Raw genomic sequence first — 21,403 nt, forward strand, 5'->3', positions numbered from 1 at the left:
AAACTAGTAATAACGAATAGGAAGGAGATGAGGAAGATGGAAATAAAAGAATATTATTCTATTACGTTATACAATGAACATCGTAGAGAAATTTACAGATCTGAGGATGAATATGATAATTTCGAAGAAGCTCACCGGGAAGGCTTCCTGCTTCTCCGAGACAATCCTAAAGCAGACCTTTACTCAATCGATCGCTTCTTTGCTTTGGAAGATGCCTGAATCTCTCTTTTTTGTTTCAACAATTTCGCTAATGAAGCATCTAACTCTTTTATTTTCGGATGATCGTGAGGTAATACACTGATTTCACTAATAATAGCCGATATACTATTTTCGACTAGCATTTTCTGGTCCTCAGTTGTAGGATCAGTCGTGCTTTTTTTCTTTGTTTCGTATTCCGATAACCCCATTTCAACTCTTTGAAACCTTTTCTTATTATGAACGATTAGACGATCGCATACTTTGTCCATGAAATAGTAATCATGAGATACGATGATTACTGTACCTGCAAATTGCATTAACGTTTCCTCAAGTTGTTCTCTTGAAGGTAAATCCAGATGATTAGTCGGCTCATCTAAAACTAAAACATCATGTTTGTTCATCAAAATACCAGTTAGCTTTATTTTTGTTCTCTCTCCAAGACTCAGCATTCGAATAGGGATAACTTGCCTCGTGCGCTCAAGCCCCATCGTTGCTAGTATCGTTTTCGCCTGATAAATGTCGTCCCTTGTGGTATAGCCAAGAGCTTCAATCGCGTTCTCTTCTTCAGGTAAATCATGCACGTCCTGAGAAAGATAACCAACTGATAACGTAGGACTCCGCCATAACTCTCCCTCTACACAATCGTTCTCCCCTACAAAGAGCCGTAACAAAGTTGTTTTCCCACTTCCATTTTCACCAATGACTCCAACTCTTTCTCCTTTTTTTATATAAAAAGAAGTTCTTTCAAAAAGCGTACGGGAGCTAAACCTCATTGCTATTTCGTTCGCTTCAATAATTCTTTTCCCGTGTCCTGCATCCTCCTGCAATTGAAAGCGCACCTTCTTCTCATCTTGTGGTCGCTCAACTCCACTTTCTTCTAGCTTCTTTTGAAGCCTGTTACGAGTAGATTTCACTTGTTTGTCCATCTTCTTAGCTTTCTTACGATAGTATTCTTTCTTTCCTTCTTGTTTTGTAGATTGATTATGTGCTTTTGCCGACCAATTCTCCAACGATTCTAAATGCTTCTCGATTCTTCTACGCTCATTTTCTTGAACTTGATAATGATGCAGTCTCGCCTCGTACCGGCGCTTCTTTTCAGCTCGATAGTCAGAATAATTCCCAACATATTCATGAATCTCTTTATCTTCTATTTCTAGAATTCGATCTACAATTTGATCCAAAAAATAACGATCATGTGAGATGATTAGTACCGCCCCTTTAAATAATGATAGCTCACTTATCAGCCAATCGATCCCTTTTAAATCCAAGTGATTTGTCGGTTCATCCAACAAGAGAATGTCAGGTTGTGATGTCCATATTTTTGCAAGAGAGATTTTCAGCTTTTCTCCACCACTCAAATAGCTTTCACTTCCTGTGCAGTCAGTCAGTATGCCTAATTCTTTCGTTCTCTTCAGAAATTCTCCCTCAACCTCAATCGTTTCACCTGCTCTATTTATCTCAGTTGACTGTTGCAAATACCCAACTGAACCCATTACATCGGCTGACCCAGCATCCTGATTGGTATACCCAGTCAGTATATTCGCAAGAGAAGTTTTCCCTGTTCCATTCGCTCCAACGATTCCAATTCTTTCACCATGTTGTATATCCAAGTTTACTCCCTCGAATAAAACCTTTTCCTCATACGCTTTCTTCAAATTCCTTACTGATATTACATTTGTCATCCTATCGCCCCCTAATTTATAAGGGAATTAAAAAAACTCCCCAATTCCTGGAGAGGCATGTCAGACCTATTCACATACGTTCAATAAATGGTTAAGCATTGCTAAATAAGCATGCCAAAGCCAAACGAATGGTCAAAAGGGCAGACTAATCCTATTCTCCAGATTATCAATTTCAATATTTGAAAGTTGATCTAGATAAATAAGATTAGTTCTTCATCGCTCTTTAACCATTCCCTTCGTTAGGTATTGAACTTAGTTTAAAGAATTAGAAATATTTAGTCAATACTTCAAACCCATTTTACTACAAACAAAATTCGATAAAAAACTCGTAATTAGTACAATGGTCTACTAAAAACCCTTAAATCTCCCACCGATATAAACATTATGGCAATTATTCGCTAAGAGATTAACGAAGATAAGGAGGATCGCTTTACATACTGTCATCGTTATCGTCACAGGGTCAAAATGGTAAAAGGTATAAATTAGGGGGAATTATGTTGCAAAAGCGTATTATTCTGTTTCTAGCGGTCGTCGCACTGCTCGTTGGTATTTCGCTACCAAGTGAAACATCAGCTAGTGGTAACTTGGATCGAATTAGCGGTCAAGATCGTATAAGTACAGCTATCGAGGTATCAAAAGAATCCTGGCCAACTCAACTTTCTACAACAGAAAAGGCAGTTATTCTTACACGAGCAGATATGCCATATGACGCACTGGCAAGCTCTGGATTAGTAGGAGTAAAACAAGCTCCAATCCTACTCACCAATCCAACAGATCTGGACGATCGAGTAAAAGAAGAAATGGATCGTCTGAATGCAAAGAAAGTTTATATTCTTGGTGGAACTGGTGCAATCAGCGCTGGGGTAGAGAATAAATTGAAGCAACACTATACCGTCGTTCGCTTGGAAGGTGCGAATCGTTACAGTACTGCAGAAGCGATCAATAAAGCAGCAGGACTTGATAAGTCCACTACAGCCATCGTTGTAAACGGAGAAACGGTTGCGGATTCCTTATCAGCTTCTAGTGTAGCTGCAATCAAACAGTATCCGATCTACTTAACGTCTAAAACAAAAGCACCATCTCTTCCATCTAACATCAAAAAAGTTTATTTGGTCGGTGGAGAATCAGTCCTAACAAATTCTGTAAAGTCTTCATTAGAAAATAGAGGCTTAAGTGTTACTCGTCTACATGGAGATGATCGATTTCAAACGAATCTTGCTATTAATAAAGCATTCTTTTCATCAAACTCTTCCTACATTGTAGTAAGAGGAACATCAACTCAAAATGATAAAGAAGATTATCCTGATGCTGTTGCGGCAGCTGGATTATCCAAGAAACTATCCGCTCCTATCGTTTTATCTCACCATACTACTGTCGTCTCAGAAGTAGAATCATATTTAAAGAGCAACGCAAAATCTATTAAAGTATTAGGTGGCGAAGGAGCCCTTCCTTCAAAGGTTGTTAGTTCTTACGAAAGTAAGCAAACGACTGAAGAAGTTGTTCTCGGCACTGCGGTTGTAACAGCATCAAGCTTGAATGTTAGAACGGCGCCTACTACGTCCGGCACTAGAATCGGATCTCTTCTGAGAAATTCTGAAGTTGCCATTTATGGCTTCGAAGGTGACTGGGTGAAAATCAAATACAGTGGTCAATATGCTTATGTTCACGGTGACTATCTGCTTATGAAAACAAGTGATCTTTTGAACGGTCTTACCATCGTTGTTGATGCAGGACACGGAGATCATGATCCAGGGGCTAGCAGAGGGAACCTTCTAGAGAAAGACATTAACCTCGACGTCTCCACTTACTTAGAGAAGCAGTTAAAGCAAGCGGGAGCAAACGTGGTTATGACTAGAGATGACGATACGTTCATTGAGCTTGAAGATCGTTCGAAAATGGCAAATAACATTGATGCTGATTCTTTCATCAGTGTTCATACAAATTCTGGCCCTGAAGCTGCACACGGTATAGAGACATACTGGTACAGTAAGCATAGTTCTGCTGAAAGTAAAGCTCTTGCACAAAGCATTCAAAAACGATTAATCGAAGTTACGAACGCTAGAGATCGCGGTGTAAAACATGCAAGCTTCTCTGTAATTCGTGAATCCAAAATGGCGAGTGTTCTTGTAGAGGTTGGGTTCTTATCGAATAATGAAGAATACAAACTACTATTAAGTCAGTCCTACAGAGAAAAACTTGCTGATGGCATTTACCAGGGCGTTATCGATTACTACAAAAACTAATAAAAAAACGTACATCCCAGTTTATCTGGAATGTACGTTTTTTTTAATGCTTACGCTTTTGTCCAATTAGCAGTGATCTCAACATCAGCAGCTTCAAGTGTTGTATAAACTGGGCAACGAGAATCTACGATGCGCTGAAGTTCTTGAACACGCTCTTCGCTTTCAGAAGTTTTCACCTGTGCATCTACGTTGATTTTTTGGAAATAAGGACGCACTCCTTCTTTCCCCATCATGCCGTTCGGGTTAAGTTCCCCCCCCCTTGGATAACATGTGCCAAATAAAACGCTCAAGTAAAATTTACTTGAGCGCTTCTTTCCTATAGCCCTAGCCCGATCGACGTTTGATTGGTGTAGGAGGTATAGGCGATCAACTGATTGATCTCTACGATATTTTTCTCTGTATAGCCATGTTCACGTAACTTCTCCAAATCTTCCTTTCGTAATTCACTCGGACAGGTCACGAGCTTTTCTGCATAGTTCAAAATAGCCTTCACATGATCAGGAATAGCATCGGAAGTACTGTACGACACTAATTCGTCTACAATAGCGTCATTTCCACTAACCTTTTGTAGAAGAGTGCGATGACCTTCATAACAAAAGTTGCATCCATTCAATTTTGATACGAATACAACTACGGCTTCTGTTTCAAATTCATCCAACACTCCGTTTTTCACAGCTTTAGCAAGTGGCATAAATGCTGAAAAGATCTCGGGGCTCTTCGCAATAAGACGGTTGAATACTGGTACGGGTTGTTCTAGTTCATGATAGATTTTCATTTCTTTTAAGTCAGATTGTTTTGCTGGTTTAATCCACGGCATCGTATGACCTCACTTTCATCAAGAGTTACAAATGCTATCATACCAAACTTTACGTAAATCTCGAAAAAGGGTGGAAGACCGTTCCTTTAAAGAAGATTTTCCCATCATTTGATTATCATGGTAAACTATAACTATCTACTTACTGCTTTATGAGGTGGTTACACATGCAATTGGTTCAGGACTATTTCTGCAACATGATGATCATGCTCGCACTTTTATTTATCTATTATCAGCACTATAAAGACGAGAACCTCGTCGATACATCCTCGTTGAAACGAAAAGTTACAAGTGGTTTTTTTGCCGGACTAGCAGGCAGCCTACTCATGATCTTCGGAATCGAAGTCGGCACCAATACCATTATTGACATGAGGCATGTGCCTTTTCTACTTGTCACCCTGTATGGTGGCTTTCTACCAGGCGGAGTTTCCCTATTAGTTATTCAAATCGTGCGCTTCACCTTTGGAGTATCAGTTTCTTCTTATGCTTCTCTCGTGTTAATCATTAGCTTATTCATTGGTTACTTACTGTTCCGAAGATGGAAAGTTGAGACTAAACTCAAGGTGTTCATCATGCTCATCTATTCCAATATTATGTTCACACTAGTGACAACCATTATGATCGATATAGAACCACTCTTTAAAATTAACCTCCTCTTCTGGATTACCTCTTTGGTTTCCGGAATGATGGCAATCTATACATCAGAATATCTAAGAAGGATCAACCATTTATTCAAACAATACCAGCTTAGTTCAACGATTGATGCTCTTACTGGCTTAAACAATGTAAGGAGTTTCGATGAAGCATTGAATACAGCCATTCAAGAAAGCAATATAAAAAGAAAGCCGTTATCATTCTTAATCATCGATATCGATTACTTCAAGCATGTAAATGACACATATGGCCATACTGCAGGAGATGCTGTGTTACAACAATTTGGAACAACGCTCCGAAAATCGGTCAGAACAGAAGATATCGTCTCGAGGAACGGTGGAGAAGAATTCACCATTCTTCTCAAAAACACTTTGCACCAGGAAGAATTAACTATTGCCGAACATGTACGCTCTTCAATAGAGGAGCAGCCTTTCAAGGCTACTCATATGGAGACAATTCACATTACTGCGTCTCTAGGTGTTGCCACTTATCCAGACACTGTAACCTCCAGTGATGAGCTATACAGCAAAGCAGACCAGGCTCTCTATACCGCAAAACGCAAAGGGCGAAATCGAGTATGCTCGACCAAAGAGTTGAGTGAATTGATCACAAAATAAACCAACAACCTACCTTAAAAGACTATCAGAGAAACCTGGCAGTCTTTTTGTCTCTTCAATTTTGTATGTACTTTCTTCTTTCAACCCAAAAACCCGTTGTACTCACCAACGGGTTTCAGCTTCTCTCCTTTTCATCGTAGGCAAAAAAATGGTGACACACGTACCTTTGTCCTTTTTGCTATCAATTTCTATGTGACCAAAATGCTCTGAAATAATTTTATTGCTGACTGTCATACCCAGCCCTACTCCTTTCTCTTTATTTGTATAAAAAGGAGTGCCTATATGCGGGATACGCTCTTGATCGATGCCTTTTCCATTATCCTTAATCGCGACGGAAACTTCCTCATTTGCTACATGTATAGATATGATGATTTCTCCATCATCATGCTCGATCGCATCGATCGCATTTTGTAAAATATTAATAAATACTTGTTTGATCTGATCACTTCTACATTTTGTGAATATCGGCTTCTTAATATGGTTCCTCAAGGTTATATTCCTTCTATTTGTATCTAATTGAACTTCCGAAATCGCGTTTTCCATCACCATTTTGAGATTAACTTCAAATGTATTGATCGCTTCAGGTTTTCCAAGAGTTAGAAACCCATTCACAACCTCTTCTAGCTTTTGAAGTTCATCATTTATAATGCGATGAAACTCATTTTCTCGATCATCGTTGTCTTTCGAAAGCAAGCTAAGAAATCCTTTGATCGAAGTTAATGGCGTTCGAATTTCATGTGCGAAACCAGCAGCTAACTCACCAACGACAGACAGCTTTTCAATATTCTTTTTATACTGATCGATTTTTATTTTTTCAGTTATATCTCTTGAAATAACAACAAAGCGATTAACATCGCCGCACTCTCCAATGACCGGCATTCCTTTCGCTTCAAATGTTAACACTTCACCAGAAGCATGGAGTTTTCGATAGGTTACTGTTACTGGCTCTCTGAAGTTACGAAGTTTCATAAGCACGTCCATACACAAATCGTAATCATCAGGATGGATATGGGCCAAAATATCTTTTCCTACAACATCTTCAGGGCGATAGTCTAAGAGGGATTGGTAGGAAGGTGAAGCATAGACGATAACCCCATTGAGGTCTAGCAAGCAGATTAAATCACTGCTATGCTCTACAATCATGCGATGTTTTTGTTCACTCACACTCAACTTCTTCTCAGCTAGCTTCTGTTTTGTTATATCCCTTGAGATCACTATATAATGATATCGTTCCTCATTTTGTACGCAGATCGCTCTTGATTCAAACCACCGGTATTGACCATCGATGCGTAATAACCTGTAGTTCACGGATACAGGTTTTTTGTATTTAAGAAGTTGATGAAATTCCTCTTTTACGCCAGCAACATCTTCAGGATGAACATATTTAAATGAGCTAGCACCAATTTCATTCTGGATGCCATCTCTTGAATAATCACGATAAGAAGGAGACACATATAAAAAGTTCCCATCATGATCTAGTAAGCTCACAATCTCACTCATGTTTTCTGTAATCAGCTTATAGTGATAGAGCGTTTCCTCAACTAGTTTTTCTTCACATCCTTTTTCTTCTATTAAAGCAACAGACTGACCAAGTTCATTTGCTACCGGGACCCCCATTACTTCTACAAAAACATATGATCCATCTTGTCGTATCCATTTCTGGGTCGAAGGTCCTGTATTTATACCATTTTGCAACGATTGAATTCTGCTTACTACTGCTGTTCTTTGAGATTCATCGATCGTTTCCCATATTGATTTTCCTTCTAGTTCAGATAGTGTATAGTATCCTAGTAGCTTTAATGCTGATCCGTTCAGATATACCCATTTCCAATTCTTCTGGATCACCACTGCAGATGAAGATCTATTATAGTAATCAATAATATCTCCCAAAGCTTTCCGTTCATCCATTGGTTTAGACTTCGTTTGAGGAGGTCGCTGAGCATCATGGTCAATTGGGTAGTGTTTCACTCTAGTCATATTGCCTCCTGTTATGCATTTAGATTTTTCAGGACTTTTGAAGGAGAAAACATATACAATACTTTCTTCTTTGAACGGGTTTTTCCTGCTAAATAATAAAGAAAAAAGATGAAACTCCATAAACAATTATTCACAAAAAGGAGCCCTAGTAGGGCCCCTTGATCAGGTTAACTTCACATTGATTGTTTTTGATACCACTCTCGACCAAAGTCAACGATCTTTCTCTGTTCGAGCAGCTTACACGTAGCCTTACCTATTTTCATACAGTAATAGCCACCGTTTTTTTCGAACTCGTTACCGATCTGTTCAAATACATCTGAGTCATAGTCGATTTCCTCATACGTTTTCCAATTACGCTCCCCATTCTCTATAAGTGCTGCTGATTTCTTTTGTAAATGAGGTTTCGGAATATCGTGCTCAGCGTAATGAAGGGATGTATTGCTTTCATGCCCCACTCCAAGCATAAGAACCATACCATCCAGTTCATAGATTTTCGCAAGGGGCGATCGATCACCAAAACCCGCTTCAAGAGGCTGTTCCTGTAGAATATAGTCCCTATGTTTTCCTAAAGCTGTGAACGAATACGTCGGGTGACTACTTCTTTTCACGCCTGGCATCGTCCGAAACAACTCTGCTATCGCCCCCATCCCTCGTGTTGGCGTCGTATCTTTGCAATATGCAGGCATGTTCGCTCTAATTATTGGCCACCAGGATTCAGGAACTGGAGGGTTCATCCAGCTCGAGGGATCTGAATTTCCTGCGGATTGTGCTGGCATGACGATCGTACCTTCATCACCAATCGTTTCGATCAAAGCTCGAATAACTGCTTCAGCTCCTCCGCACACCCAACCCAGTGAACTGAGAGAAGAATGAACTAGGAGTGTCATCCCCTCCTTTACACCCAGACTTCTTAAATCATCAACTAGACTACTAATTGTATGTGGTTCGATCATGCTTTCTGTCGTTTTTTTCTCTGTCATTCTATTTCCCCCTCTAACAACTCATATAAGTGATTTCTTTTCTCTTCCATTTCTTCTTTCTCTTTATACAAAGATTCCAGTATAGTTTGATTACTGCTCTTTACCAGTTCTTGTTCAATATGAAATAATTCTTCTTCAATTCGTTCGACCTTTTCCTCAAGTGAAACGGATGGCTCTCTTGTTTCCTTTCTTGATTTTGGAATCTCTTTTTCTTCTGTAACTTCAAGACTATTATCTTCAACCCGAGATTCAATATGCTTTTCTCTTGCAAAACTGTACGACTCTAAGTAGTGATGTAATTGCCCACCCTCGAGCCAGTACGTAATTGGGAAACACTTATTCAATAAATAGCGATCGTGAGAAACACAAATAATCGTACCAGGAAATCGATCGATCGCATCTTCTAATACTTCTCTAGAGTCGATATCTAGATGGTTCGTAGGTTCATCTAATACAAGGAGATTTATGTCCTTACTCATTAGCTGAGCAAGACGAAGTCTCATTTTCTCTCCCCCGCTTAGAGAGGAGATTTTTGAAAAGACGCTGTACCCATAAAACAAGAATCGAGCCAGTTCTTGACGGGCTTCACCTTCAGCAACTTTCGCAGTTTCACGATACACATCGATCACTCGTTCACCCTTAAGATCTTCAAATACATGCTGAGATAGATAGCCAATCTTAAGACTAGAACCTTGCACAATCTTTCCATGGTCTGGTTCATGCTGACCTAACAACACTTTCAAAAGGGTTGTCTTACCACTTCCATTTTTGCCCACGATTGCAGCTCTTTCCTTATAGCGGATGTTCCAATCGATGTTTTTTAACAACGGTGTTTCAGTAAAACCAGCTGTTACATTTTCGAATGTGATGACATCTTTTCCACTCCGATTAGACATATCAAATTCTAGCCCCATTTTTCTCCTCTCTAAAATAGGGCGTTTTACTTTGTTCATTCGTTCTAGTGCTCTTTCCATGTTACGTGCTCGTTTATGAAGAGCGGCATTCGGGGGATTCGCCTGATTTGCCCACTCTTTAAGTCGCTTAATCGCTTCTTTCATTTTCTTAATCTTCTTCTGCTGCTCTTGGTATGCTGCAAATTCTGTTAACAGCAGCTCCTCTTTTTGCTTTACAAAGGAGCTATAAGAACCGCTATATACCGTCAATTCGCCATCTTCAAGGTCCATTACTTTTGTTATCACTTCATCTAGGAAGTAGCGGTCATGGGAAACGATTAGGACTGTTCCTTTGTATCCTCTCAAGAATTCCTCCAACCACTCGACCGCATCAATATCAAGATGATTTGTCGGCTCATCTAATAATAGAAGGTCTGGTTCTCTTAGCAAGATAAGTCCGAGACATACCTTTGTTTGCTCACCACCGCTCAGTTTGGAGAAACAAGTTTCCAGTAAATGCTGTATTCCGAGACCATTTGCTACATTTTGTACTTTTGAGTCTGTTTCATAACCACCTTTCCTTGTATATTCATCGAGAATATGACCATATTCTTTCAGCGCTTTTTCACTAGCTCCAATCGCCATTTCACTCTCTAGCTTCTTCATTCTCTCTGCTAAATCTTCTAGCTCACGAAACGCTTCATTTAAAACATCGAGTGCCGACAGTCCTTCATAATCAGGAATCTGAGCAAGGTATCCGATTGTGGTTCCTTTCTTGTAATGAATTTCACCTTCATCAGAGCTTTCAAAACCGGCAAGTAGTTTAAACAAAGTCGTTTTACCACTTCCGTTTCTTCCTACGATACCAACTCGGTCCCCTTCATTTATTTCAAAAGTTATATTTTCAAACACGGTGTTCCCACCGAGCATTTTGCTTATCGATTGTGCAGTACATACCATCATTCTAATCCCATCCTTTTAGGTAATAAAAAAAGCCACAGATAAGGATACACCTCACCTGTGGCTACTTCTTGCATAAAAAAAAGAGCGGCATACTGCGCCGCTCTTTCCACTTATTTCATTTCCGTTTGAAGTAGGGTAAGAGCGCCTTACGCGATCGTCAATCATATGAAGTTGCTAAAAAAAGGCATACGTGTCCCGTTAGCAGCTCCATCATGAATAATCGCACGGCAACAACTAGCATAATCTTCAAATTCCGTACGAACGACAGCGTTTAACATCTCTTACCTCACCTCCTCCATTTAATACTTTAACTTTATCTAAAGTTTCTGAAAAAATCAACCCTCAGTTAAACGAAGGCCTACAACAGAAAGCACGATGCATGAAATCAGCACTAATTGCATCCTATTTCTAGGCTCTTTAAACCAGTACATTCCGATCAACACACTTCCTGCTGAACCGATCCCTGTCCATATCGCATAAGCTGTTCCTACAGGTAATGCTTTTAGTGAAACGGAAAGCATAAAAAAGCTTAATCCCCCAAAAATGATCGTCATAATTGATGGTTTAAGTTTCTTAAACCCATTAGATAACTTTAGACTAATTACTCCACCAACTTCAGCTAGACCAGCTACCAACAACGCAATCCACGCCATATTTCATCCCCTCCTAAGCTTCTGAAGATGTTAACTTCAACCCAACGATCGAACATATGAGTAAAAGCACAAAAAACATCTTCAACAAACTGACTGTTTCATTCAAGTAAATCATTCCTACGATAGCTGTTCCTGCTGCCCCAAGACCTGTGAATATTGCGTACGCTGTTCCGATCGGTAAATACTTAATCGCCTTCCCAAAAAGAAAGAAGCTTAACCCGATACCTACCACGGTCAACAAGCTGATGACTGGATTAGTGAACCCATCAGAATACTTCAGCCCAATAGCCCATCCTACTTCCATTAATCCGCCGATCAAAAGAAAGATCCAAGCCATCTTAATCACCCACTCTCATGTAGTTGATACCATTAATAAATAATGTCCAAGAATTTTCTACGCGCTTACTATGCTCTTCTTTTGAATAATAGAATTGTTGTTCAAATACTCCATCTAACAAACATAAGTAAGCATCGAATATCTGATCCCAATCAAGCTGAACATCCATTTTTTCAAGAATAGAATACACTACACTTTTCATGACTTCTTCCGTTGATTGAAACATTTCATAGATTTCACTTCTAAGCGACTCTGGAGGAAATAACATCATTCGTTTGAAAATAAGTCCAAGTTCATGATTCTGTAAGTAAGCTGTGTTTTTAACCAATAACGTATATAACTGTTTCTCTGGTTGCACAGTTTCTATATCTTTTGCTGTTTGTTCAAAGAATGTATTATAGTCGATCGTCACTTTATTAATAACCCCTAAAAAGAGATCTTCTTTATTTTTGAAATGAGCATAAAGAGAAGGTTTTTTTATCCCTACTTCATCTGCAATATCATTAAGAGAGGTCCCTTCAAATCCTTTTTGAGCAAATAATATTAATGCCTTTTCTTTTATTACTTTCTGAGTTTCTTGTCCCATTCAATCAACCTCCCTACCAATCGTTAGGTAATAACCAAAACAAAAGACGGTTACCTACCGTCCGTTAGTTAGTGTACCATATGATGATTTCCTTTGCAATTTCGCTTCAAACAAAAAAAAGGACCGGCATATAGCCGGTCTTCCTGGTAACGGAATATTTGAAAGGGGGTCTAGTAATAGACTATCAAAGCCTTTCTAACCTGAACAGTGACATAAAACCCATTCTATTTGAACCTGTATCCCCTTAAAACAAGGTATTCAAAACTAATTATCTAGGACTATTAGAACACTTTCTATGTAATGATAAATAAATAAGACTATTGATTCATCGAAAAAGAAAAGGGAAAATTTTCATGTAAACTTCTTTATATTTCAATTTACCAACAACCTCTGAAAACTTATTTCCCTCCTGTAGCTTTTATGTCAAAATAGTTATTGTAAAGAGATTGAAAGCAGGTGGAGATTAAACATGTATTGTCCACATTGTGGAAAAAAAAGAGACAAAAACGACCAATTTTGTATCTCCTGTGGAAAAGAGCTCGTCTCAGAACCAAAGGGGATTCGTTCTTTTATCATTCGTTGGTTGCCAGTTATGATTTTCTTCATTATCGGTAGCAGCCTTACAGGTTACTATTATTATGAAGAGTCAGTGACGAACGCAGCCATTCGTTCATTTGAACAAGGAGAAAAACTAGCAGAAAAAGGCGACTATAAAAAAGCTCGAAATAAATTTGAGGAAGCGAAAACACAACGTGCTCAATTTCCTGCCGCAGCAATAAATCAGAACCTGATGAAAACCGCAATAACAATCGAGGATACTCTTAATTCAGCTGAGAAAGCTCGTAAGAAAGATGACTACCCAGGCGCATTAAAACTCGTTGAGGAGGCCGAGAAAGAATTAAACCAATACAAAGGGCCTTTAGTAACCGATTTACAAAATGACATAGCATCCGTTAGGACGACAGTTATGGTTGCTGAGTTGAAATTTGATATGAAAGGCAAGAAATCGATCGAAGAACTTCAGCCTGTTTTAACAAGAGCAGAAACTCTTGAAGTAGAGGAAGCGAAGGACGTTGCGAATCAAATTCGAAATCAAATCATTGAGTTCTCGATGAATGAAGCAAACAAACATCTTAAAGACAATCAATTTTCTAAAGCACTATATGCTGTAGAAGATGGTTTACAGTTCAATAGCCAAAACGAAAAACTATTAAACTTAAAAACCGTTATAGAAAAGCGTAAAAACGCATTCGAAGAAGAACAACAAAAGCGTATTGAGCAGGCAATGGTAGCAGCTGCAAAAGAAGAAGAAATGAACCGTACCAACGCCATCGAATTAGTAGATGCAAAAACATCCGTAACTGATTACAACGAGCTTAAGATTACAGGAAGCGTTAAAAGTAAAGCTACCGTGCAAGTTTCCTCGATCGGCGCATCGTATCAAGTGCTTGATAGTAAGGGGAAAGTATTCCGAAAGGGTGAAGTATACATAAATCCTGAAACACTCTACCCTGAAGATACAGGAAAGTTTGACTTTACAATCTATGACATTGATAAGGAAGTCAAAAATCTTGATGAATATACCGTAAAGATCGACCACTTCACATGGTACGTAGAATAGCAGAAAGGAGTTTCACAACTAGATGATAAATAAGTCTGCTATTATCTCCCTAGTTGCCTCTTTTTTATTAGTAGCAGGAGGCAGCGTGGGCTTTTATTATTTATATGACCATTATGACAGTACAACTGTTAACGCCACTTCTTCACTCGGTGAAGCAAAAGAAGCGCCAACTTCTGACGAGGACAGTGAAGATTTAAAGTCCATTATTCATGACACCCAAAAAAGTGTGGTGCAAATCAACGTACAATTAAAGGATGGCACCTCTTCTGGGTCTGGCTTTTTGTATAACAACAAAGGTGATGTGATTACAAATGCACATGTTGTTGAAGAAGCTCAGAAAATCATCGTTAAAACGTCCGATGCCAAACAATTCGAAGCACAAGTTATAGGTATGGGTGAGACAATTGATATCGCTTTATTAAGAGTTCCTGGTTTGAAGGATACTGCTCCATTACCAGTTGCAGAAAAAAGAATTGCTGAAGTGGGTGACAATATCATCGCTCTCGGAAGCCCACTCGGCTTACAGAATACCGTTACGACCGGTATTATTAGCGGATTGGATCGAGAATTTATTCTAGAACCTTATCGTTATGAAAACATCTATCAGATTTCTGCACCCATTACAGATGGGAACAGCGGCGGTCCTCTTATCGATGCGAAAACTGGTGAAGCGATTGCCATCAATTCGGCGGGTACAGAATCCGGCGCAATTGGTTTTAGCATTCCAATGAAGAACGTTATTGAACAACTCAAAACCTGGTCAAGCGATCCTGTAGAGCTTACAGTAGACGATGAGAGCAAGGAGTCGGTCTCTACTCCCCAAGGACTGACCGGTGAAGATTTTGAAGAAAACGCAACATACTTAATCGGCTACTTTTATGAAAGTCTTGCCACGCAGGACTATGTGACAGCCTACTCTCTTCTCGGCAGTCGATGGCAAAATGAAATGAACTACGAAAAATTCAGAAGTGGTTATATTCGTACTCTTGATGTAGAAGTATCGAATATGGCAGGGACATTGAATGAAAACAATGAGGAAGTCAAAGTAACAGCAACGATCGAAGCACAGGAGCGTACAGAGGAACATAAAACGAAAACTTCTATGTACAACGTCACGTATCAAGTTGGTTATGAAAATGATCATCTAAAGATCTTTAGTGGCAAAGCGAAGAAACTGAAATAACTATCTTGAAAAAAGCTTGAGGTAACGTTACCTCAAGCTTTTTTATTCGGGTGGGTAGAATCCTTCTTGAGAAATAAAGATATTTCCTTCGCTATATTTCTCCAACAACCTTTTCTTTATTTTTAAATAGGCCTTTCTATCGTACCAATCTGAAAGCCCATGTTCTTCAAACTGTTTACGAATGCCGAGCTGCTCCGTTCTTTTTCCACCACTTCCGTCCCCCATAAAGAAATCATCGAGAGTCACCCGATTTACAGTCTGATGCAGTTTCTCTGGGAACTCCTCAGAACAAGGAAGTAATGGTGCAATAGCTGCTTGAACGGGTATCCCAGCATCTCTTAATTCCTTAAGCGCCTTTAAACGTGCTGGAATTGGTGGGGCTTGTGGAGCAAAGATCTTTCGAACAGACTCAAGATCCGTTTCCACCGTCATACTGACCAGTACGTTGTTTCCAAGCTTTTTCAACAAATCGATGTCCCTTGTTACAAGAGGTGACCTCGTTTGTAGAAATAGAAAATCTGGCGTCTCTTCTATCATTGCTTCAAGAAGATTTCTTGTTAACTCTGTCTTATATTCAATCGGTTGATAAGGATCCGTGGAAGAAGACATAAAGATTGAAACCTTGCCTTTTTTCTTAGCTTTCGGTACTTCTTTCTTCAATAAAGCTACACCGTTTTCTTTAATATCCACCCATTCTCCCCAATCTTCCTCTCGAAACAGAGCGATGGGCATTCTCCTTACATAGCAATAGGAACACCCAAACGCACAGCCTGCGTAAGGGTTCAATGTATGACTGTATCCATTTAGAAAACCGCTCCCTTTCGTTAAAATCGTCCGGGACGTGCGGCTTTGTATCGAAGGCTTCATTCTACTCTCCCTCCTTCATTTAGCGAGAACGTAGGTTCTTTTACCTATACATAAAAATCCCCCAAATTGAAGAATATAAACATAGAAAGGTGGTTACGATTATGAAAATGTTGTTGCTCCCCTTGCTCCTCATCTGTTTTATTCTATCTCCAAATGAAACGCAAGCTGCACTGCCTGTTAAATTACTTCAAGAAAAATGCCCAGAGCTTCAGAAAATCAATAAGCCAAGCTCTCTCCAAGAACTGCAAGCAAAATTACAAGTAGTCGTCCCCTCTATGATGGCACAAGACCCTACTTCGAAGAATTGGCGAGTGGTATCCACAACAAAACTTAATCACTCTTCCCCTTACTATAAATCGGCAGTCAAAGCATGCAACAAAGAAACGGCTGATCATAGCTATCTTGTCGATGTTCTTGTTACAAAGAAGTCGACTAACTTTCCCATTCACATCCACTTGCTCGCAACGAACAGAGTAAGCAAAGGATGGCTCATCTGGGGCCTTACCACCTATTAAGTTTCTAGCGCGATAAGGAGCACCACCATTAACACCTCCCGATCAGAACCTGGTCGGGTTTTTCAATGCATATATTTCTCAATAAATTCTTTGAATATTTTCGCCTCACGTGAGATATGATGATACACCATATAAGTGTATACAGTCGGCAGCCTAATTTCATCGGTCTCGACCTCAATCATTCTTCCTTCTAGCAATTCTCTTTGAACTGCTGACCTTGGTAGAAATGAGAACCCAAGTCCTTCTTCAATAAACCGCTTTGTCACATGCACCTGTGACACCACCATGGTTCGTATCCCTTCATATTTTGCACGTAATTCGATCAATAGCTCGTCCCAATACCCTGGGTGTGAATAGGTAAGCAACGTTGTATTGTGACAATATTCCTCAAGACTTAACGGCAAACTTGATTCAGCATCTCCGCCGTCGTGTTGTACGACGAACACAATGGGGTCAGGACCCATCTTTTCTGAAGTAAGATGTTGCTGTATCGCAGCCATTCGTGACAATCCTAAATCAGCTGAACCTTCTGCAACACTTTCTCCAATATCATGCGATTCACTGACCTTCACAACAACCTCAATTGAAGGATGTTGCTTCATAAATTGATGCAGTACGTACGGTAGCAAAGTAGCTGCTAGCAATGGGGATACAGCGATCGTTAACTTCTTGTAGTACCCCTGATTCCAACCTATCATATGTTGTAAGCTACTATCATAATGTTCCACCATGGTTTTTGCGTAAGGGAGGAACTGTCTTCCTGCTTCAGATAAAATGACTCTTCTTCCACTCTTTACAAAAAGCTTACTATTAAGAGACTTTTCTAACTGTTGGATATGCACGGTGACCGTTGGTTGTGCCAAATACAATTTTTCTGAAGCTTCACGGAAATTTTCATAAGTAGCTGCTGCTACAAACGTTCGGAGCCAGTTCAAATTCATCATTTCTCATTCCGATCAATAAGGATTTCCTATCAATTTAGCACTAATTATTTATTAGTCATAATGATAGTGGAACGATACACTGAAAACAAGAAGAATGATTGGAGTTGATGATATGGTTCATGCTGGTTTAAAAGGAATTATTGCTGCTGAGTCAGAAATCAGTCTTGTTGACGGTGAAAAAGGCCAGCTTGTGTATCGTGGAGAATGGGCTGCCACCCTTGCAAAAGAAAAGTCATTTGAAGAAGTTGTTTATTTTCTATGGAATCGTACTTTTCCTGATAAAAAGCTTTTAGAAAAATTCTCTACAAGTCTCACAGAAGCTAGATTCTTAAAATCCTATCAAAAAGAAATTCTAGATCAGTTGCCAAGAAATATGGACATGATGTCGGTCATCCGTACCGTGATTTCATCGATGGGAGACAAAGAAACTACTTTCCCTTCCACACAACAGCAAGGAATTCGTATAGTAGGACTCGTTCCCACGATCATCGCGTATCGCTACAGATTATTGAATGATGATTCATTTGTCGAACCAGATGCTTCCCTCTCTCATGTTGCAAACTTCTTGTACATGTTAAAAGGAATTGTCCCTGAAGAAAATCATGTTAGAGCGTTATCAGCGTATTTCATTTTAACAATGGAACATGGGCTGAACGCCTCAACATTTGCTGCCCGTGTTATTGCTTCAACAGAAAGTGACCTTGTCTCAGCAATAACAGGTGCTATTGGTGCCATGAAAGGTCCGTTACATGGCGGAGCACCAACAGGAGTGATCGACTTACTTGACGAGATAAAGCGTGAGGGAAGTGCTGATCGCGTTTTACGACGAAAGTTAGAGAACAAAGAGAAATTGATGGGATTCGGACATCGCATCTATAAAACCCGCGACCCTCGAGCGTCTGCCCTAAGTGACATCACTTCAGAATTCTATGATGATGAAGAATTCAAACTTGCGCACGAAGTAGAAAACAAAGCTGTTGAACTACTGAAAGAACTCAAGCCTGGAAGAAATCTATATGCGAATGTCGAATACTATGCAGCAGCTATTCTTCGCTCGATTGAACTCCCAACAGAATTATTCACACCAGCATTTACCGCTGCAAGATGTGCCGGCTGGATCGCACACGTCTTTGAACAAAATGAAAACAACCGCATCATTCGTCCATCTTCTACCTACATAGGAGACATCCCTGCGGAGTGACAGGCACCACCCGTTTTGTGTCACATAGTGTCGAAGTTAAAAACAGAAGAAGCGCCAAATCGGCGCTTCTGAGTGTGTAGAGAAATCCTGGTTATTGTGCTCCCTATACTCCCTATACTCCCTATACCGTAGAAGAACACCGCAAGACTCCTGTGGATGATCTAAGTAGATCTTTGCTTTCATTCTCTACCTGTTTTTTAAGCTTTGGTTTTTCTCGTAATCATACATTTAATGTTGATTGGAGCATCCTGGAGCGGAAATCATCTCCATATCCGTGCAGATGATTCTTAAGACTTTCTCGACAATCTGAAAAGAAGCGCCAATCCGGCGCTTCTTTTCATCTATTAGCCTTTATAAGGGATCGGATCTGTTGATCCAGCTTCTTCAAATCCTTTTAGTCGAAGACGGCAGCTATCACATTCTCCACATGCTTCTTCTTCCCCGTTGTAGCATGAGGTAGTCAACTCATATGGAACATCTAACCTTAACCCTTCTTCAACTGTTTCTGCTTTCGTAAGTCCAATCAATGGCGTTTCAATCGCCAGATGACTTCCCGTTGCCCCTGCTTTTGTTGCAAGATTAACCGTTTCATTCATGCTTTCAATAAACTCAGGACGACAATCTGGATAACCACTATAATCTACCGCTGATACCCCGATATAGATTGCCTCTGCTCCGATCACTTCAGCATATGCTGATGCTAACGAAAGGAAAATCATATTTCTAGCAGGTACATATGTTGCAGGTATCTCATCTTCATCCATATCAGTCGGAACATCGATTGACTGGTCAGTAAGAGCACTTCCCCCAATTTGGTTTAGAAAGCTAATATTCACGATGCGATGGTCAGGTGCTTCATAGTACTCCGCCACCTTCTTCGCCTGCTCTACTTCACGATTATGTTTTTGGCCATAGTGAAAGGTAATCGGATAAAGCTCATATCCTTTTTCTTTCGCCATCCCCATACAAGTGGTGCTATCAAGACCACCACTCAACACGATGACTGCTTTTTCACTCATGCTACACACCCCTTTTATTAGGATCCCAAATGATTTTATGAAGCTGCATGCTGAGCTTCACTTTACTTAATCCAGCTTCGAGAATTTTTTGGACCAATTTGTTTGGAGGCATCGTTTCCCACACTGGGCTATAAAGAACTTGCCCTTTACCATGGTTCTCTGCCACAACCTCAGTCGCTACTTCAAAGTCTTCATCAGAACCAATCACAAACTTAATCTCGTCTTGATCATCAAGAAGTGAGAAATTCTCATGAAGCATGCGATGTTGTTCACCGGAATCTGGTAGCTTATAGTCCATCACAAAACGCACTTTGCTTTGCCACTCTTCATCTTCGCGTCTCACTTCTTCGTATGGTGCTAAGTCGATCGCGCCATTTGTTTCAATGTGGATATCCTCAATATGCTCGAGGTCTACCATCGCTTGAAGAAGAGCATATGATTTTTCTCGGTGGATCAACGGCTCGCCGCCCGTGAAGCAAATATGTCTGCTCTTATACTGTTTGATCTGGTCAATAATGTGTGAAATTGTCGCTGTATACTCAGCTTTGTCTGGCGCATAGCTATAAGGCGTATCACACCAGCTACAGCGTAGATTACAATGAAACACTCTTACAAATACGGTAGGGAACCCCGCACGCGTGCCCTCTCCTTCTACCGTTTCAAAAACTTCAACCATCGGAAGGTTCCAATTCATATATTCTGCTTGTTCAGGTAATGTCCACTTATTCATTTGACTCCATCCATTCTCGCTTCAAAGTCGCGTAGCTTGTCGGTGTTTCATATAGGACAAGCTCTTCTAGACGTTGCCCATTATCTCTCATTTTTCTGCTATCCAGCGCCAGATCAAGCTGTTCCCAGATCCAGACAATCATGTTTTCAGCAGTTGTGTTCATGTTTGGTAGTACTTCATTCAAATAATGGTGATCAAGCTTAGAATCGATGACGTCTTTGAACAATGATTTGATTTCACCAAAGTCAACAGAAATACCGATCTCATTCACATATCCGCTTATCGTGATAACTAGTTTATACGTATGACCATGCATACTTTTACACTTACCCTCGTAACAATGCAAATGGTGTGCAGCATCAAATGTAAATTCTTTTGTTACAGCCACACGTTTATTGTGATATTTTAATTCGCTTTTTTGAATATCTTCTCCAAGCAATTCAACTTTTTTTGGAATCATAAAAGACATAAAAAAAGCTCCCTTCTTTATTCTTTAGAGGGAGACGCATGAAAAAACCTTCTTTCATAGAGAAGGCATCGTCCATTTCATCGTCCCTAGTTTTGTTTTACGAGAGGAGGGAATTCCGAACTCTCCAACCTGATAATAATATCATAACATGTTTTGCGAGAAAAGCTTCTGGTAAATCTCTCCCTATAAGAAGATTGTAGTTGAATGCTTGGGCATTACATTTGATTTTCAATCATGTAAACTTGTATATGTATTCG

The 21,403-nt window shown here is 39.8% G+C and carries 22 protein-coding genes; 7 read left to right on the plus strand and 15 right to left on the minus strand.

Annotated elements, in window-relative coordinates:
- Positions 1–36: 36 nt before the first annotated feature.
- Complete coding sequence (locus SJY16_RS17245; RefSeq protein ID WP_377891126.1) at positions 37–219, plus strand: hypothetical protein; 183 nt, start codon at positions 37–39, stop codon at positions 217–219.
- Here SJY16_RS17245 and abc-f (SJY16_RS17250) read toward each other — a convergent pair.
- The gene (abc-f, locus tag SJY16_RS17250; RefSeq protein ID WP_377891128.1) at positions 180–1,880 is read right to left on the minus strand and encodes a ribosomal protection-like ABC-F family protein; all 1,701 of its coding nucleotides are present in this window, start codon (positions 1,878–1,880) and stop codon (positions 180–182) included. The genes SJY16_RS17245 and abc-f (SJY16_RS17250) overlap by 40 nt on opposite strands.
- Before the next feature lie 494 nt (positions 1,881–2,374).
- On the opposite strand from abc-f (SJY16_RS17250), the gene SJY16_RS17255 reads away from it, so the two are divergent.
- Positions 2,375–4,123: an N-acetylmuramoyl-L-alanine amidase gene (locus SJY16_RS17255; protein ID WP_377891129.1), complete on the plus strand. Its 1,749-nt coding sequence runs from the start codon at positions 2,375–2,377 to the stop codon at positions 4,121–4,123.
- Positions 4,124–4,173: 50 nt separating this feature from the next.
- On the opposite strand, the gene SJY16_RS17260 is transcribed toward SJY16_RS17255, so the two are convergent.
- Together SJY16_RS17260 and SJY16_RS17265 are read right to left on the minus strand one after the other, a co-directional pair.
- Entirely contained in the window at positions 4,174–4,413 is a 240-nt protein-coding gene (locus SJY16_RS17260; protein ID WP_377891131.1) for an OsmC family protein, read from the minus strand.
- Positions 4,414–4,439: 26 nt separating this feature from the next.
- Positions 4,440–4,940, minus strand: a complete 501-nt coding sequence (locus SJY16_RS17265; RefSeq protein ID WP_377891133.1) for a carboxymuconolactone decarboxylase family protein — start codon at positions 4,938–4,940, stop codon at positions 4,440–4,442.
- A 164-nt stretch (positions 4,941–5,104) separates the two neighbouring features.
- Here SJY16_RS17265 and SJY16_RS17270 point away from each other — a divergent pair, with 164 nt between their 5' ends.
- Positions 5,105–6,208, plus strand: a complete 1,104-nt coding sequence (locus SJY16_RS17270) for a diguanylate cyclase (protein ID WP_377891135.1) — start codon at positions 5,105–5,107, stop codon at positions 6,206–6,208.
- Between the two features lie 102 nt (positions 6,209–6,310).
- Here SJY16_RS17270 and SJY16_RS17275 read toward each other — a convergent pair whose 3' ends face one another.
- From SJY16_RS17275 to SJY16_RS17305, 7 genes are all read right to left on the minus strand, one after another.
- Entirely contained in the window at positions 6,311–8,185 is a 1,875-nt protein-coding gene (locus tag SJY16_RS17275; protein WP_377891136.1) for a PAS domain S-box protein, read from the minus strand.
- Between the two features lie 173 nt (positions 8,186–8,358).
- Entirely contained in the window at positions 8,359–9,165 is an 807-nt protein-coding gene (locus SJY16_RS17280) for an AAC(3) family N-acetyltransferase (protein WP_377891138.1), read from the minus strand.
- Positions 9,162–11,021 carry a ribosomal protection-like ABC-F family protein gene (gene abc-f / locus SJY16_RS17285; protein ID WP_377891140.1) on the minus strand — a complete coding sequence of 620 codons (1,860 nt, stop codon included), beginning with the start codon at positions 11,019–11,021 and terminating at the stop codon, positions 9,162–9,164. Before abc-f (SJY16_RS17285) ends, SJY16_RS17280 begins: the two co-directional genes overlap by 4 nt.
- Before the next feature lie 161 nt (positions 11,022–11,182).
- Positions 11,183–11,299 carry an RAxF-45 family protein gene (locus tag SJY16_RS17290; RefSeq protein WP_377891142.1) on the minus strand — a complete coding sequence of 39 codons (117 nt, stop codon included), beginning with the start codon at positions 11,297–11,299 and terminating at the stop codon, positions 11,183–11,185.
- Positions 11,300–11,356: 57 nt separating this feature from the next.
- Complete coding sequence (locus tag SJY16_RS17295; protein ID WP_377891143.1) at positions 11,357–11,674, minus strand: DMT family transporter; 318 nt, start codon at positions 11,672–11,674, stop codon at positions 11,357–11,359.
- 13 nt (positions 11,675–11,687) lie between these two features.
- Positions 11,688–12,011, minus strand: a complete 324-nt coding sequence (locus tag SJY16_RS17300) for a DMT family transporter (protein WP_377891145.1) — start codon at positions 12,009–12,011, stop codon at positions 11,688–11,690.
- A 1-nt stretch (position 12,012) separates the two neighbouring features.
- On the minus strand, positions 12,013–12,597 hold the full coding sequence (locus SJY16_RS17305) for a TetR/AcrR family transcriptional regulator (protein WP_377891146.1): 585 nt from the start codon (positions 12,595–12,597) through the stop codon (positions 12,013–12,015).
- A 469-nt stretch (positions 12,598–13,066) separates the two neighbouring features.
- Between SJY16_RS17305 and SJY16_RS17310 the strand changes: the two genes are divergently transcribed.
- Both SJY16_RS17310 and SJY16_RS17315 read left to right on the plus strand, forming a co-directional pair.
- Positions 13,067–14,218: a zinc ribbon domain-containing protein gene (locus tag SJY16_RS17310; protein WP_377891148.1), complete on the plus strand. Its 1,152-nt coding sequence runs from the start codon at positions 13,067–13,069 to the stop codon at positions 14,216–14,218.
- A gap of 22 nt (positions 14,219–14,240) precedes the next feature.
- Entirely contained in the window at positions 14,241–15,401 is a 1,161-nt protein-coding gene (locus SJY16_RS17315; protein WP_377891149.1) for a S1C family serine protease, read from the plus strand.
- 42 nt (positions 15,402–15,443) lie between these two features.
- Here the strand turns inward: SJY16_RS17315 and SJY16_RS17320 are convergent, their stop codons facing one another.
- Entirely contained in the window at positions 15,444–16,268 is an 825-nt protein-coding gene (locus SJY16_RS17320; protein WP_377891150.1) for an SPL family radical SAM protein, read from the minus strand.
- Between the two features lie 101 nt (positions 16,269–16,369).
- On the opposite strand from SJY16_RS17320, the gene SJY16_RS17325 reads away from it, so the two are divergent.
- On the plus strand, positions 16,370–16,783 hold the full coding sequence (locus tag SJY16_RS17325) for a hypothetical protein (RefSeq protein ID WP_377891152.1): 414 nt from the start codon (positions 16,370–16,372) through the stop codon (positions 16,781–16,783).
- Positions 16,784–16,845: 62 nt separating this feature from the next.
- Here the strand turns inward: SJY16_RS17325 and SJY16_RS17330 are convergent, their stop codons facing one another.
- Entirely contained in the window at positions 16,846–17,727 is an 882-nt protein-coding gene (locus SJY16_RS17330; protein ID WP_377891153.1) for a LysR family transcriptional regulator, read from the minus strand.
- A 112-nt stretch (positions 17,728–17,839) separates the two neighbouring features.
- Between SJY16_RS17330 and SJY16_RS17335 the strand changes: the two genes are divergently transcribed.
- On the plus strand, positions 17,840–18,928 hold the full coding sequence (locus tag SJY16_RS17335) for a citrate synthase/methylcitrate synthase (RefSeq protein WP_377891155.1): 1,089 nt from the start codon (positions 17,840–17,842) through the stop codon (positions 18,926–18,928).
- Between the two features lie 344 nt (positions 18,929–19,272).
- Here SJY16_RS17335 and queC read toward each other — a convergent pair whose 3' ends face one another.
- Genes queC through queD form a run of 3 tightly spaced genes read right to left on the minus strand, consistent with a single transcriptional unit; the run spans position 19,273 to position 21,146 of the window.
- Positions 19,273–19,947, minus strand: a complete 675-nt coding sequence (gene queC / locus SJY16_RS17340) for a 7-cyano-7-deazaguanine synthase QueC (RefSeq protein WP_377891156.1) — start codon at positions 19,945–19,947, stop codon at positions 19,273–19,275.
- A gap of 1 nt (position 19,948) precedes the next feature.
- Entirely contained in the window at positions 19,949–20,677 is a 729-nt protein-coding gene (locus SJY16_RS17345; protein ID WP_377891158.1) for a 7-carboxy-7-deazaguanine synthase QueE, read from the minus strand.
- Positions 20,670–21,146, minus strand: a complete 477-nt coding sequence (queD, locus tag SJY16_RS17350; protein ID WP_377891160.1) for a 6-carboxytetrahydropterin synthase QueD — start codon at positions 21,144–21,146, stop codon at positions 20,670–20,672. Before queD ends, SJY16_RS17345 begins: the two co-directional genes overlap by 8 nt.
- Between the last annotated feature and the right edge of the window lie 257 nt (positions 21,147–21,403).

Source organism: Alkalihalobacillus sp. R86527, assembly GCF_042466185.1.
Taxonomy (GTDB): Bacteria; Bacillota; Bacilli; order Bacillales; family Guptibacillaceae; genus Guptibacillus.

Coding starts and splice junctions, on each gene's coding strand:
- SJY16_RS17265 (WP_377891133.1), bottom strand. CDS start 4,940: ATGCCGTGGATTAAACCAGCAAAACAATCTGACTTAAAAGAAATGAAA.
- SJY16_RS17300 (WP_377891145.1), bottom strand. CDS start 12,011: ATGGCTTGGATCTTTCTTTTGATCGGCGGATTAATGGAAGTAGGATGG.
- SJY16_RS17330 (WP_377891153.1), bottom strand. CDS start 17,727: ATGATGAATTTGAACTGGCTCCGAACGTTTGTAGCAGCAGCTACTTAT.
- SJY16_RS17315 (WP_377891149.1), top strand. CDS start 14,241: ATGATAAATAAGTCTGCTATTATCTCCCTAGTTGCCTCTTTTTTATTA.
- SJY16_RS17325 (WP_377891152.1), top strand. CDS start 16,370: ATGAAAATGTTGTTGCTCCCCTTGCTCCTCATCTGTTTTATTCTATCT.
- SJY16_RS17320 (WP_377891150.1), bottom strand. CDS start 16,268: ATGAAGCCTTCGATACAAAGCCGCACGTCCCGGACGATTTTAACGAAA.
- SJY16_RS17310 (WP_377891148.1), top strand. CDS start 13,067: ATGTATTGTCCACATTGTGGAAAAAAAAGAGACAAAAACGACCAATTT.
- SJY16_RS17270 (WP_377891135.1), top strand. CDS start 5,105: ATGCAATTGGTTCAGGACTATTTCTGCAACATGATGATCATGCTCGCA.
- SJY16_RS17345 (WP_377891158.1), bottom strand. CDS start 20,677: ATGAATAAGTGGACATTACCTGAACAAGCAGAATATATGAATTGGAAC.
- abc-f (WP_377891140.1), bottom strand. CDS start 11,021: ATGATGGTATGTACTGCACAATCGATAAGCAAAATGCTCGGTGGGAAC.
- SJY16_RS17275 (WP_377891136.1), bottom strand. CDS start 8,185: ATGACTAGAGTGAAACACTACCCAATTGACCATGATGCTCAGCGACCT.
- SJY16_RS17280 (WP_377891138.1), bottom strand. CDS start 9,165: ATGACAGAGAAAAAAACGACAGAAAGCATGATCGAACCACATACAATT.
- abc-f (WP_377891128.1), bottom strand. CDS start 1,880: ATGACAAATGTAATATCAGTAAGGAATTTGAAGAAAGCGTATGAGGAA.
- queC (WP_377891156.1), bottom strand. CDS start 19,947: ATGAGTGAAAAAGCAGTCATCGTGTTGAGTGGTGGTCTTGATAGCACC.
- SJY16_RS17305 (WP_377891146.1), bottom strand. CDS start 12,597: ATGGGACAAGAAACTCAGAAAGTAATAAAAGAAAAGGCATTAATATTA.
- SJY16_RS17335 (WP_377891155.1), top strand. CDS start 17,840: ATGGTTCATGCTGGTTTAAAAGGAATTATTGCTGCTGAGTCAGAAATC.
- SJY16_RS17255 (WP_377891129.1), top strand. CDS start 2,375: ATGTTGCAAAAGCGTATTATTCTGTTTCTAGCGGTCGTCGCACTGCTC.
- SJY16_RS17295 (WP_377891143.1), bottom strand. CDS start 11,674: ATGGCGTGGATTGCGTTGTTGGTAGCTGGTCTAGCTGAAGTTGGTGGA.
- queD (WP_377891160.1), bottom strand. CDS start 21,146: ATGTCTTTTATGATTCCAAAAAAAGTTGAATTGCTTGGAGAAGATATT.
- SJY16_RS17245 (WP_377891126.1), top strand. CDS start 37: ATGGAAATAAAAGAATATTATTCTATTACGTTATACAATGAACATCGT.
- SJY16_RS17290 (WP_377891142.1), bottom strand. CDS start 11,299: ATGTTAAACGCTGTCGTTCGTACGGAATTTGAAGATTATGCTAGTTGT.